General features: G+C 36.7%; 11 protein-coding genes. 9 read left to right on the top strand and 2 right to left on the bottom strand.

The window, feature by feature from the left end; genetic code table 11:
- Positions 1 to 85: 85 nt before the first annotated feature.
- From CQ022_RS15400 to CQ022_RS15365, 8 genes are all read left to right on the top strand, one after another.
- Entirely contained in the window at positions 86 to 2,344 is a 2,259-nt protein-coding gene (locus tag CQ022_RS15400; RefSeq protein ID WP_105683210.1) for a gliding motility-associated C-terminal domain-containing protein, read from the top strand.
- Between the two features lie 121 nt (positions 2,345 to 2,465).
- Positions 2,466 to 3,092: an NAD(P)H-dependent oxidoreductase gene (locus CQ022_RS15395; RefSeq protein WP_105683209.1), complete on the top strand. Its 627-nt coding sequence runs from the start codon at positions 2,466 to 2,468 to the stop codon at positions 3,090 to 3,092.
- Positions 3,093 to 3,123: 31 nt separating this feature from the next.
- On the top strand, positions 3,124 to 4,695 hold the full coding sequence (nadB, locus tag CQ022_RS15390; protein WP_105683208.1) for an L-aspartate oxidase: 1,572 nt from the start codon (positions 3,124 to 3,126) through the stop codon (positions 4,693 to 4,695).
- Positions 4,696 to 4,707: 12 nt separating this feature from the next.
- Complete coding sequence (gene nadC / locus CQ022_RS15385; RefSeq protein WP_105683207.1) at positions 4,708 to 5,568, top strand: carboxylating nicotinate-nucleotide diphosphorylase; 861 nt, start codon at positions 4,708 to 4,710, stop codon at positions 5,566 to 5,568.
- Positions 5,569 to 5,776: 208 nt separating this feature from the next.
- The gene (locus CQ022_RS15380) at positions 5,777 to 8,359 is read left to right on the top strand and encodes a TonB-dependent receptor (protein ID WP_105683206.1); all 2,583 of its coding nucleotides are present in this window, start codon (positions 5,777 to 5,779) and stop codon (positions 8,357 to 8,359) included.
- A gap of 86 nt (positions 8,360 to 8,445) precedes the next feature.
- Positions 8,446 to 8,877: a hypothetical protein gene (locus tag CQ022_RS15375; RefSeq protein ID WP_089692819.1), complete on the top strand. Its 432-nt coding sequence runs from the start codon at positions 8,446 to 8,448 to the stop codon at positions 8,875 to 8,877.
- Between the two features lie 67 nt (positions 8,878 to 8,944).
- The gene (locus tag CQ022_RS15370) at positions 8,945 to 9,937 is read left to right on the top strand and encodes an aspartate-semialdehyde dehydrogenase (protein ID WP_105683205.1); all 993 of its coding nucleotides are present in this window, start codon (positions 8,945 to 8,947) and stop codon (positions 9,935 to 9,937) included.
- A gap of 56 nt (positions 9,938 to 9,993) precedes the next feature.
- On the top strand, positions 9,994 to 10,992 hold the full coding sequence (locus tag CQ022_RS15365) for a cation diffusion facilitator family transporter (RefSeq protein ID WP_105683204.1): 999 nt from the start codon (positions 9,994 to 9,996) through the stop codon (positions 10,990 to 10,992).
- Between the two features lie 38 nt (positions 10,993 to 11,030).
- Here CQ022_RS15365 and CQ022_RS15360 read toward each other — a convergent pair whose 3' ends face one another.
- The gene (locus CQ022_RS15360; protein WP_105683203.1) at positions 11,031 to 11,477 is read right to left on the bottom strand and encodes an exosortase F system-associated membrane protein; all 447 of its coding nucleotides are present in this window, start codon (positions 11,475 to 11,477) and stop codon (positions 11,031 to 11,033) included.
- Positions 11,464 to 11,994, bottom strand: a complete 531-nt coding sequence (gene xrtF / locus CQ022_RS15355; protein ID WP_105683202.1) for an exosortase family protein XrtF — start codon at positions 11,992 to 11,994, stop codon at positions 11,464 to 11,466. The genes CQ022_RS15360 and xrtF overlap by 14 nt, the downstream gene beginning before the upstream one ends.
- A 229-nt stretch (positions 11,995 to 12,223) precedes the next feature.
- On the opposite strand from xrtF, the gene CQ022_RS15350 reads away from it, so the two are divergent.
- Positions 12,224 to 13,249, top strand: a complete 1,026-nt coding sequence (locus CQ022_RS15350) for an aminoglycoside phosphotransferase family protein (RefSeq protein ID WP_105683201.1) — start codon at positions 12,224 to 12,226, stop codon at positions 13,247 to 13,249.
- Positions 13,250 to 13,253 lie beyond the last annotated feature (4 nt).

Genomic DNA, 13,253 nt, shown 5'->3' with positions numbered 1-13,253 from the left:
CGGATATTGCTTTTTATGATCTATACAAACATTCAAAAAACAATTTTATATCTAAGAATAAATATAACATCACAATCCATCCACTATGAAAAAAGATATACTCATTTTTGCACTGACTATCTTATTATGCTTGCCGGGAAGATTATTTTCACAAACCTATCAGCTTACCGGAAACCCAGTAAATACAACAGGCTGGGATCTTGTCTCTGATGCCATAGTAAGTGGAGACTTTGTACGGCTTACAACCGATCAGACCAGCAGATACGGCGCTGTAAAATTATCAACCCCAATTACGTTAAGCTATTGTGATAAATGGAAAGTAGAATTCGATTTCAGAATTGACGGAAACGGAACCACGCAGTTTGGAAAAGGAGATGGTTTTACCTTCTGGTATCTTGCTAATCCACCAACAGGATTTGTATCAGGAGGTGGACTGGGTATTCCGGCCAATGCTTCCGGTCTTATGGTTGGTTTTGATATCTTCAACAATACCACTGAAGGCCAGATGAGTAAAGTTCACATTCTTTACGGAACCAACAATACAGCAGGTAACAATATTGAATACAATACCACTCCTGGAAGCACATTCCACTCTCCGGATCTTATTGCTACCCAACCATTTGTGGGAGATACCTACAGACACGTTGAAGTAAACGGAGAAACAGACCTTACCAACCCAACAAACTGGATCATCAAAGTAAGAATAAACGGTGTTCTTATCGTAGATCAGTCTTTTGCTCCATCCGGAGGGGCGGTAGGAATGTCACAGGGATATTTTGGTTTTTCTGCAGCTACCGGAGGAGCCAGCGCAAGACATTCCATTAAAGACGTTAAAGTATTTGTAGATAAAGTACCCATTTTAAGTAATACTCTAACTCCGTTCGTATGTACCAATCCTGCTACAGGAAACGGTGTGGTAGACCTTACTTCTTACAATTCTCAATTTGTAAATAATCCTGGAAATTATATTTTCACTTATTATGTATTGGGAAGTTCTACCCCTATTGCCAATCCTTCAGCTTTCCAGTATTCAGGAAACACTACTATTAAAGTGGTTGTAAAAGATCCTACCTCTACGCTTTGTGATAATGGTGACGGAGTTATTCAGCTTAATCCTACTCCATTTGCTGCAACAGATGCCAGTCTTTCCGGATGTAATAACAACAATGCCGGAACAGCGACTTTTGATCTTAATACTGCGGCTGTAACAACTGTTGCCGGAGTTACCAAAGAATTCTACCCTACTTTATTTGATCTGAATAATGGAACAAACCAGATTACAAACCCTTCTGCCTATGCATCAGCAGCAGCAACTATATATGTAAAAGTAACCACACCTCAAGGTTGTGTAAGTACTGCAAAAATTACATTGAATATTTACCCTGTTGTGGTTGTCAATGACGTTGAAATAAAATCCTGCTTTATAGAAGCCAACCCTTCTATGGCATCCTTTAATCTTACAGGAGCTATAGTTTCTCAGGGCGGAGTTACCAAAGAATATTATCCATCATTGACTGATGCGATCAGCGGGACTAACGCCATCTCTACTCCGGCAGCATACATTGCACCTAATGGAGTTATTTATATTAAAGTATTCGGGGCAAACGGATGTTATTCTATTGCTAAAGTTACATTAACCGTAATCCCTCCTGTTTTCTCAAGAACTTTACATGATGTAACTATTTGTATTGAAAACACCACAACATTAGATGCCGGAGCAGGATTCAAAAGCTATGAATGGAGCACAGGAGCTACTACACAATCTATCAAGAATGTAGGAGTAGGAACGTACTGGGTAAAACTAAAAACCGGAGATTGTATCGCAACACAAAAAGTGACGGTATATCCTTCCGATAATCCAGTGGTTACCACTGTAGATATTTCAGGAAGCACAGTGACCGTATATGCCAACGGCGGAACTCCTCCTTATCAGTATTCTATGGATAATATTAACTGGCAGGATTCCAATGTGTTTACCAATATCGCCAGAGGAGAGGCTAAAGTATATGTAAGAGACGGTTACAACTGCATCCCTGTTGAAGTGAATATCACCGTTCCTAATCTGATCAATATCATTACCCCTAATGAGGATGGAATCAATGATTTCGTTGATTATTCAGCACTGGCCAATAAACAAAATCTGGAAATAGCGATCTTCGACAGATATGGTTATAAAATGTTCCAGGCAGATAAAACCAACGGCTACAAATGGGCAGGAACTACCAATGGAAGCAAAAAAGTTCCTACAGGAAACTACTGGTATTCTGTTTCATGGAATGAAAATAATAAAAACAGTACTCCGATAAAATTCTCAGGCTGGATTGTTGTAAAAAACAGAGAATAATTACACTTTCCGCCACATCAAAAGAATCACCCTGCCAGTCGGGGTGATTTTTTGCATTTACAGGGAGGAGATATTTCATTTTAAAGACTCTTTATTCATATTCAATTCTTAAATTTGTGCTATGAATTATTTGGAAGCTTTAAGCAGAAGATATTCTGTAAAAAAATTCAACCATCAGATTATTCCTCAGGAAGCCCTTCACAACATTCTTGAGTCAGGAAAGCTGTCTGCCAGTTCTCTGGGACTTCAGCCCTATAAAATTGTGATTGTTGAGAGTGAGGAGATGAAGCAGAAATTAATTCCGGCTTTCTATAATCCATCTCAGATTTCCACCTGTTCTCATCTTATTGTCATTATTTCAAAGAAAATTATTGAAGAGAACTATATCCGGGGTTATTTTAATCATATCTCTGAAGTAAGGGATACTCCTATGGAAAAACTGGATCCTTTCAGAAATAGCATTAATCAGCATATTAACCAGAAAACACACGATGAAATTTTCAACTGGGCGGAAAAACAGTCTTATATAGTATTGGCCAATCTTATGTATGCCGCTGCTATTGAAAGTATAGACTCTTGTCCTATGGAAGGCTTCCGTCAGGATCTTATAGAAGAAATTCTGAATATCAATCCTGAAACAGAAAAAGTAACCGTTACCCTCGCTTTAGGCTACCGTTCTGAAGAAGATCATTTCCAACACATGAAAAAAGTAAGAAAACCAAACGAAAAATTGTTTAAATTTATTTAATATTTTAAACGATTGTACCTAAAGCCAGCATATGATAAAAGCGGATGTATTAGTAATCGGTTCCGGCATTTCCGGACTTTCCTATGCCATTAAAGTTTCTGAACAGCTCCCTGATGCCAAAATCATTATTGTAACAAAATCTGATGAAGACGAAAGCAACACAAAATACGCTCAAGGCGGTCTGGCTGTTGTTACAGATTTTCAAAATGATAATTTCCAAAAACATATTGACGATACGATGCGTGCCGGGGACGGAGAAAACAAACGCGATGTCGTAGAAATGGTGGTAAGAGAAGCTCCCGCAAGATTCAATGAAATTGTAGAATGGGGAGCACAGTTCGATATGAAGAATGGTAAATTCGCTTTAGGAAGAGAAGGAGGTCATACCGAAAACAGAATTGTCCATCATAAAGATATCACAGGTTTTGAAATTGAAAGAGCTTTATTGCAAACGGCTAATAACAGCCCGAATATCGAAATTCTTGATCATCATTATGTGATTGATATTATTACACAGCACCATGTTCCCGGAAAAGAACTTAACGAAGGAGACATCCACTGCTATGGTGCTTATATTCTGGATGAGAAATCCAAAACAATCAAAAAAATAACGTCTAAAATAACACTGGCTGCCACTGGTGGAGCCGGACACGTTTATAAGAATACGACTAATCCTACTATTGCTACCGGAGACGGAATTGCTTTCGTAGCCCGTGCCAAAGGAAAGGTATCCAATATGCAGTATTATCAGTTCCACCCAACGGCTTTATATAGCAAAATGGATGGAATGTTATTTTTAATTTCAGAAGCTGTTCGCGGAGACGGCGCTAAATTAAGAACCAAAAGAGGCGAAAAGTTCATGCATAAATATGATGAACGTGAGGAACTGGCATCAAGAGATATTGTAGCAAGAGCCATCGATGCCGAAATGAAAATTACAGGAGACGAATTTGTCGGTTTAGATTGCAAGGAAATGAACCATGAAAAATTCTTAGAACATTTCCCGAATATTTATAAAAAATGTAAAGACGAAGGAATTGATCCTTTCACTCAATTGATTCCTGTTGTACCTGCCTGCCACTACTTAATGGGAGGAATTGAAGTAGACAGAGACGGACAATCTTCCATCAGAAATCTTTTTGCAGTAGGAGAATGTACCAATTCAGGACTTCACGGTGCCAACAGACTTGCTTCCAACTCACTGCTTGAAGGTTTGGTTTTCGGACACAATGCCGCCATGAAAACAGTAGAACTTCTGAATGAAAACAGTTTCAACTTTGATGATCTTAAAGCCGTTCCGGAATGGAATGAAGAAGGAATGAAAATCATGGACGAAATGGTAATTGTCAGCTATCTGAGAAAACAGCTTCAGGAAATGATGAGTGATCTGGTAGGTATTGTAAGAAGTAACAGACGTCTGAATATGGCATTACAAAAACATCAGGAAATTGCCGCAGCGGTGGATGAAATCTACCACTACTCTATTCTTTCTCCACAATTATCAGAATTAAGAAACTTAACAACCGTTGCACACCTCATCATTACCCAATCTATGGAAATGACTGAAAATAAAGGAGCATTTTATAATAAAGATTTAGTCTAAAAGAATCACACAATGAAAAGACCAGCATACGTAACAGATAAAGCGTTAAAGACATTCATAAAAAGTGCACTTGAAGAAGATATTCAGGATGGAGATCACTCTACCCTGTCTACTATTCCGCAGGATCTTGTACAAAGTGCGAAGCTTTTAGTAAAACAGGATTGCATTCTTGCAGGTGTTGAACTGGCTGAAATCATTTTTAAAACATTTGACAAGAATTTAAAAGTTGAAATTTTCATTAAAGATGGAACCCCTTGTAAATTCGGGGATATAGCTCTTATTGTAACAGGAAGCGCAAGATCTATTCTTTCCACGGAGAGATTTGTTCTTAACTGCATGCAAAGAATGAGCGGTATCGCAACCCTTACTCATGAATGGGATTCCCGATTAGTGGGTACAAAAACTAAACTTTTAGATACAAGAAAAACGACCCCTAACTTCAGAATGTGTGAAAAATGGGCTGTAGCTATTGGCGGCGGAACCAATCACAGATATGGTCTTTATGACATGATCATGCTGAAAGATAATCATATTGACTACAACGGAAGTATTACCAATGCTGTAGCAATGGCAAAAGATTATGTCAAAAAGAACAAGAAAAAGTTAAAAATAGAGGTCGAAACCAGAAATCTTGAAGAAGTTCAGGAAGCAATTAATGCAAAGGTGGACAGAATCATGCTTGATAATATGGATGTAAAAACAATGAAGCAGGCTGTAAAAATGATCAATGGCGCTTGTGAGTCTGAAGCTTCCGGAGGAATTACCCGGGATATGCTCAAGGAAATTGCGTCAACAGGCGTAACATTCATCTCTGTAGGAGCCCTTACACACTCTGCTGATAATATAGATCTGAGTCTCAAAGCAGTGAAATAGCGTTGAATTTTTAACAAAAACACCCCCACTTTGTTAAAAATTCAATAACATGACTTTTTTCATACAAAAATTCAATTTTTAGCCATAATATTGATTTTTAACACTTTAAGATTATTAAGACTGATTAAAAATTAACATTGAGTTAATAATAGTTAAATTTTATTTTGCGAATTTTGCAGAAAATTAAATCTAATTATTACTAACGATTATGAAATTAATCAACAAATCGATACTAACTGCGGTTATTACATTATCTACAGCTAGTGTTTATTACGCTCAACAAGTTCAGGACACGGTACAGAAGTCCAAAGATATTGAGGAGGTAATCTTAAGAGGTGTTACGGATATCGCTAAAGATAGAAAGACACCTGTTGCAGTATCTACTATTAAGGCTGCTCAGATTTTAGAAAGACAAGGAAACCAAGAACTTGTCGAAATACTAAACACAACACCTTCCGTATATGCTACAAAAGGAGGTGGTGGTTTCGGAGATTCTCAAATTGTAATGCGTGGATTTGAGTCTAGAAACATTGCAGTAATGGTAAACGGTATGCCTGTAAACGATATGGAGGGCGGTAGTGTTTATTTCTCAAACTGGACTGGATTATCTGATGTAACAAGTACATTACAGGTTCAAAGGGGATTAGGTTCTTCTAAATTAGCAATTGCTTCTGTTGGAGGTACAATGAACTTCATCACCAAGTCTGCAGACATGAAAAGAGGAGGAGTTATTAGATTAGGAGTTGGTAACAATGACTATTTAAAAACATCTTTTGCCTATAATACTGGAAAATCTAAGGATGGTATTTCTGCATCATTCTTAATGAGCAGACAAGCTGGTGGTACTTATATTGAAAATACGGATTACGAATCTTATGCATATTTCTTTGCATTAGGTTATGAGATCAATAAAAAACATAACTTACAGTTCTCAATCACTTCTGCTCCTCAGTGGCACGATCAAAGAACTTTTGCTCCAACAATCCAAAATTATATCAACTATAATCCAGATCATGACGGAACTCCTAATAGAAGATATAATTCAGATTTTGGATATTATACTGATGCAAATGGAAACAAAGTTGCTTTAGCAAACAGAGCAAACTACTATTCTAAGCCGGTAATGATGTTAAACTGGGACTGGACGATGAGCGAAAAGTCAAAGTTAAGTACAGTTGCATACATGTCTAACGGTAGAGGTGGTGGAACTGGAGACTTAGGTAAAGTAGGAGGAAAAGGGATGACCGATTTCTATGATGCAGCAGGTCACTTCAACTATGATGCTATTTTTGCAGCTAACGCAGCCGTTAACTTAAATACTGCAGGTGCAGGAAGTACTTTAGTTCGTAGATCAAATATCAACTCTCACAACTGGTATGGTATCTTGGCTAACTTCCAACACAAAGTTAACGATAACTGGAATTTCTCAATCGGTACAGACGACAGATACTACTACGGTTACCACTATCAGGTGCTTACAGATCTTTACGGAGCTAAAGGATACAAAGATGCAGCTAACAAAAACATCACAGCACCTAGAATCGTAAATGCACTTTATGACTATAAAAAACTTTCTTGGAATCCTTTCGGAGGAAAATTAGCTCCAGCTGAAGATCAGATAGGATACAGCAACGATGGTGAAGTTATTTGGTACAGTGGATTTGCACAGGTAGAATATACCAAAGATAAATTATCTGCATTCTTACAAGGTTCCGTATCTAACCAAGGGTATCAGAGAATTGATAACTACGTAGTAGACGGAAGCACATTAAGAGGTCAAACCGTCAACACGAAAACAGGATTCAAAAATATTTTCGGATATAATATTAAAGGGGGTGCTAACTATAACATTAATGAGCAACATAACGTTTTTGCTAACTTAGGTTATTACAGCAAACAACCATTCCTTAATACTGTTTACCCAAGTAACCAGCAGCTTATTAATCCTTATCTAACGAACGAGAAGATTTCTTCTGCGGAAGTTGGTTATGGGTTCAGATCTGCAAAATTCACTGCAAATGTTAACGTATACAGAACACAGTGGAAAGACAGATGGTTAAGAAAAACAGGTCAGACTTTCAATTTAGTAGACGGTACAACGACTACAGGTTATTCTGAGATCAATGGTATTACTGAAATTCACCAGGGAGTAGAATTCGATGGAGTTTACAAACCAAACCGTTTCTTAGAAATTCAAGGGATGTTCTCTTGGGGAGATTACTATTACAAAGGAAATGCTAGTGTAGCTTCTTTTGATGACAACAACAACCCTGTTACTTTAGCTGGATCAGCAGGAAACGAATTATACTTAGATAAAGTAAAAGTAGGTGGTTCAAGTAACAACAGTATCCCTCAGATGACTGCATCATTAGGACTTACTGTAAAACCGGTAAAAGATCTTAACATCTTCGGAACATGGAGATATGTAGGTAAACTTTATTCTACAATTGACGCTGGAACATTTACCAATATTGCAGCTCAAGACAGAGGAGTATTGAAATTACCTGATTTCAACTTATTTGATGTAGGTTTCTCTTACAAAATCAGATTACAAAACGAAGCTCAGTACTTCACAATCGGAGCTAACGTTTATAACTTGTTTGATAAAATTTATATTTCTGATTCTGCAACAAGTATCTTCGGAACAGATAAAATTACAGCAAACAATGATCCTGACAAAGGAAAAACTTATGAAGAAGCTGGTAGAATGTACAATGGTATTGCAACAGGTAACCGTGCTTATTTCGGTTTCGGAACTACTTGGGCAGCAACCTTATCATTCAACTTCTAATAATATCACAATATTAGATTTTATAAATATCAATCCCGGCTTTGAGCCGGGATTTTTGTTATCTTTGTGTACAAAAAAATAGGATTATGGATTTTTACAACATTTTACTTAATGCCCACAAAGGTTTCGGGTATCTTGAAATTCTTTTGGTAACATTATTTATCATTGCACTTTTAGCTACCATGTTTGGTTTCAGTGGAAAAGTGAACAAATTTTTGAAGAAGACCACTCTTTTCACGATGATTTTCTTCCACGTTCAGTTTTTATTGGGAATCATTATGTTGATCACAACTTTTAGCAAAGGTTTAAACATGGGAGAAGTAATGAAAAATGCAGCATTGAGATTTCAATATGTTGAACATCCATTCTCTATGCTTATTGCAGCAGTTTTGATGACGATTGTCAACAAAAAAGTAAAATCCAATGATACTATTTCTTTAGGAGTAGTGATTATGGGATTGATCGCAGTAGGTTTATTTGCATTCGCGTTCCCTTGGACAAGAGTCTTTGGAGCTTAAAACAGATAAAGAAATTATATGTGTTATAATTTATAAATAGTTTAATCTTAAATTTTTAATTAAATCAATGAAAGTAGCTGTAGTAGGTTCAACAGGAATGGTTGGACAAGTTATGCTTAAAGTTTTGGAGGAGAGAAACTTCCCTGTAACAGAATTAATCCCGGTAGCATCCGAAAGATCTGTAGGCAAGAAGGTGAAGTATAAACAGAAGGAATTTACGATTGTAAGCATGAAGGACGCTATAGCTGCCAAACCGGATATTGCCATCTTCTCTGCTGGAGGTTCTACTTCCCTTGAATTCGCTCCTTTATTTGCAGAAGCCGGAACAACAGTCATTGACAATTCTTCTGCATGGAGAATGGATCCTGATAAAAAATTAGTGGTTCCGGAAATCAATGCTGATGTCCTAACAAAAGAAGATAAAATCATTGCAAATCCGAATTGTTCTACCATTCAATTGGTAATGGTTCTTGGACCGTTGAACAAAAAATATGATTTAAAAAGAGTAATTGTTTCTACTTACCAGTCTGTAACAGGTACAGGTAAAGCTGCTGTAGATCAGTTAAACGGTGAAATCAATGGAGATGATTCTACTGAAAAAGTCTATCCTTATCAGATTTTCAAAAATGCGTTACCACACTGTGATGTATTTGCAGAAGATGATTACACCAAAGAAGAGATCAAACTGATGAAGGAACCTAAGAAAATTTTAGGTGATGATACCTTCAACCTGACAGCAACAGCTGTAAGAGTTCCGGTTCAAGGAGGACATTCTGAAAGTGTAAATATTGAATTCGAAAATGAATTTGAACTGGATGAAGTAAGAAAAATATTAGCTGAAACTCCGGGAGTCATTGTAATGGATGATGTAAAAAACAACCACTACCCGATGCCTCTGTATTCAGAAGGAAAAGATGAGGTCTTTGTGGGAAGAATCAGAAGAGATCTTTCGCAGCCCAAAACGCTCAACCTCTGGATCGTTGCAGACAATCTGAGGAAAGGAGCAGCAACAAACGCTGTACAAATTGCAGAATACCTTGTAGCAAACAACTTAGTATAAACTAACAAAATAAAAAGAGTCTCAGAATTGAGATTCTTTTTTTTATCAAACACAGTATGAATACCCAGAAAAATACCCATAAAGAGAAAATAGGATTCCAGAAGCTTATTGCCACATTTGGAATTATCCTTTTTGTCGGAAAAATTATAGCATGGAAACTCACCAATTCCGACGCCGTTTTTTCCGATGCTATGGAAAGTATTGTCAATGTCATCAGTGCATTTATGGGGCTTTATTCACTCCATCTTGCCGCCAAACCTAAAGACGAAGACCACCCTTACGGTCATGGAAAAGTAGAATTCGTTACTTCCGGCATTGAAGGTGCTCTTATTGCGATAGCCGGCGTTATGATTATTTATGAAGGAATTCATAGTCTTATCGTAGGAAAAACGCTGAGTAAAATTGATCTCGGAATCTGGATTATTGCAGCCACAGCAGTCATTAATTATCTGCTGGGATATATTTCTATAAAAAAAGGAAAAAAAGAAAATTCTCTCGTTCTCATTTCATCCGGTAAACACCTTCAGTCTGACACCATTACAACGCTTGGAGTGGTTGCCAGTTTAATTATTGTTTACTTCACCAAAATCTATTGGCTCGATTCAGTAGTGGCCTTAAGTTTTGGACTTTATATCATATTTGTAGGCTATAAAATCGTCCGAAAATCATTAAGCGGTATTATGGACGAGCAGGATCCTGAAATATTAAATCAGGTAATTAGAATCCTTGAAGAGAATCGACAAATAGAATGGATTGATGTGCACAATATGAAAATTCAACAATTTGGATCTTCCCTGCATATTGATGCCCATATCACCCTTCCATGGTATTATGATCTGCGTGATGCCCATGGTGAAATGGAAAAAGTAATTATCCTTCTCGCTAAAAACATGAAGCGCAGTATTGAGTTCAATTTTCATATGGATGATTGCAAACCGATTTCATGTCCGGTATGCCAGATCAAAGACTGTCCTGTGCGGGAGAAAGATTTCATTAAACGGGTGGAATGGACTCCGGAAAATATCACCAGCGTGGATAAACATACTACAGAATAACTGGAAAAATAAAGAAATACCCATGACTTTTCGCTTTCTTATCTATTTTCAGTTTCTTTACTGATCATTTGTTTCCTGTAATAAAACATCGGAACAATCAACAGGATAATCAAAGGCTGGATCACAAATCTTCTCATATAAAAAGAAAAGAGATAACCTATTTCGAACTTATCATAAATACAGTACAGATAAATTGGCAGCGTAATAACAAATACCACAAGTATCATGATCGCTCCCTGTAAAGTCCATTCCTTATTTTTAAATAAACCATAGATAATCAGGCAGGAAAAAAGAAGGTTTAAAATAAACCTGAAAACATGTCCGGCAATAAGCCTTCCCCATTCAAATGCAGGGAATTCGATATTTTTATTGGCTTCATGAAAGTAGCCTAAAAACGGGTCATAAAAAACCGCATTCTCAAGAACTCTTACACTTATCAATCCGCAAACTCCTGCGATAACCAGAAACCAACTAAGAATTTTCATGTTTTAAAGCAAAAAATTTAATCCAGATCAACCAAAGAACTACCACACTTCCGTAAATAATAGCAGGGAAAATAAAATCATGAAACATCTTTCCATATTCCTTATGATCAGACATGACGATATTTAATCCTACAATCCTCAAAAGGTTTATAATATATAACAATACTAATCCTACTCCCACAAAAACAAAAGTTTTCACCCCTTTGTAAAAAGCAAAAACAAAAGACACAAATAAAATGATGACAGAAATCGCATTACAACCCTCCACCATTCTCGTTACATAATTTTGTTTTACATAAAACCAAACCTGCTCGTTCTTTACATCATCATAAAGCTCCGTGGGATAACCAATAACGTTCTGCAGAGAAGTCACCTGATTGGCAATCATCCTTGAAAAAGAATCCAGCCCGGAATCTTTACCGCTGTTCAGATAGAACTGATAGGCGATAAGCAACACCAGATAGATAATAATAAAACGCAATAAGATACCTAAAACAGGTTTAAAGTCTTTCAGCATACTGCAAAGATAAAAATTAGCATGTAATATCCTGAATTTGAATAAAGAAAGTTAAAAATCAGGAGTAAAACCCAACGGATTTAGGATATAATACTTAAAATTTTTCGCAAAAACATTCAATAAGATCAATATTCTAAAGCTCCACTCCTATACTCTTCAGCTTTCATCCATCACTTCTTTAAACTATAATTTCCAACTCATGTTAATTTAGTATATTTGTTTCCATATTATGACTTCTGAAAACGCAAAACGATTTTTTGAAAACCATTTAGGTAAAAAATCTTCCGAATTCGTCACATTAGCTCAAAGCGGCTCTGCGAGGGTAAATTTTCTGGCCACTGCCGGTACTGAAAAATACATCATCACGTACAATGAAAATATCCCGGAAAATGAAAGTTTTCTTTATTATTCCGAAGTATTCTCAGGCCTGAAACTTAATACCCCATCCATTCTTGCCGTTTCTGATGACAGAAAAATGTACATCCAGGAATTCCTGGGACAACATACACTTTCTGAGATCATTGCAAAAGAAAAAACTGTTTCTTCAGTAAGGTCCTTGGTTCAGCAGACTTTAGGAAAGCTTTTCAAAATGCAGGTAGAGACCCAGGGAAAAATTGATTTTTCAAAAACCTTTGAATATGAAAGTTATGATGAACTTCCAGTGATTCATGATCTTTATTATTTTAAAAACTTTGTGGCCGATTTCCTGGAGCTTGAATACAGTAAATCTGCTCTTCTGAAAGAATTCAAAAGAATTGCAGTTCTCATTGAGAATCTTGAGCCTAAAGGAATTATGATCCGCGATTTTCAGGCAAGAAATATCATGGTAAATGAAAAGAATCAAGTCTCTTTCATCGATTACCAGTCGGCAATGAAAGGCCCGTTAATGTATGATGTGATCTCTTTTCTTTTTCAGGCTAAAGCTAATTTTCCAGAAGATTTCAAACAGGAAATGCTGGAATTTTACATTCAACAGTTCGAAGATCCTGAAACAAGAATCCAGCTAAAAAATGCAGTGATGCCTATTCAAATGATGAGATTTTTACAGGTTTTAGGAGCCTACGGCTTCAGAGGATTGATTCAGAGAAAGCAACATTTCATGGCCAGCCTTGAAAAAGGGATACAGAATATTACCCAATTTGCAGACTCATGGGAACAGATGAACAATTATCCGGAACTGCAAAAAGTAATTCAGCAACTGACATCAGAGAAAGCGAAACAAAAAATTGAAGAAATTATAAATTTAAACCATTAAGAAT

Origin of the sequence: Chryseobacterium culicis (assembly GCF_002979755.1) — a bacterium.
GTDB classification, from domain to species: Bacteria; Bacteroidota; Bacteroidia; order Flavobacteriales; family Weeksellaceae; genus Chryseobacterium; species Chryseobacterium culicis_A.
This window is presented reverse-complemented; position numbering and strand designations above follow the sequence as displayed.

Coding starts and splice junctions, on each gene's coding strand:
- nadC (WP_105683207.1), top strand. CDS start 4,708: ATGAAAAGACCAGCATACGTAACAGATAAAGCGTTAAAGACATTCATA.
- CQ022_RS15350 (WP_105683201.1), top strand. CDS start 12,224: ATGACTTCTGAAAACGCAAAACGATTTTTTGAAAACCATTTAGGTAAA.
- CQ022_RS15400 (WP_105683210.1), top strand. CDS start 86: ATGAAAAAAGATATACTCATTTTTGCACTGACTATCTTATTATGCTTG.
- CQ022_RS15375 (WP_089692819.1), top strand. CDS start 8,446: ATGGATTTTTACAACATTTTACTTAATGCCCACAAAGGTTTCGGGTAT.
- CQ022_RS15380 (WP_105683206.1), top strand. CDS start 5,777: ATGAAATTAATCAACAAATCGATACTAACTGCGGTTATTACATTATCT.
- xrtF (WP_105683202.1), bottom strand. CDS start 11,994: ATGCTGAAAGACTTTAAACCTGTTTTAGGTATCTTATTGCGTTTTATT.
- CQ022_RS15365 (WP_105683204.1), top strand. CDS start 9,994: ATGAATACCCAGAAAAATACCCATAAAGAGAAAATAGGATTCCAGAAG.
- CQ022_RS15360 (WP_105683203.1), bottom strand. CDS start 11,477: ATGAAAATTCTTAGTTGGTTTCTGGTTATCGCAGGAGTTTGCGGATTG.
- CQ022_RS15395 (WP_105683209.1), top strand. CDS start 2,466: ATGAATTATTTGGAAGCTTTAAGCAGAAGATATTCTGTAAAAAAATTC.
- nadB (WP_105683208.1), top strand. CDS start 3,124: ATGATAAAAGCGGATGTATTAGTAATCGGTTCCGGCATTTCCGGACTT.
- CQ022_RS15370 (WP_105683205.1), top strand. CDS start 8,945: ATGAAAGTAGCTGTAGTAGGTTCAACAGGAATGGTTGGACAAGTTATG.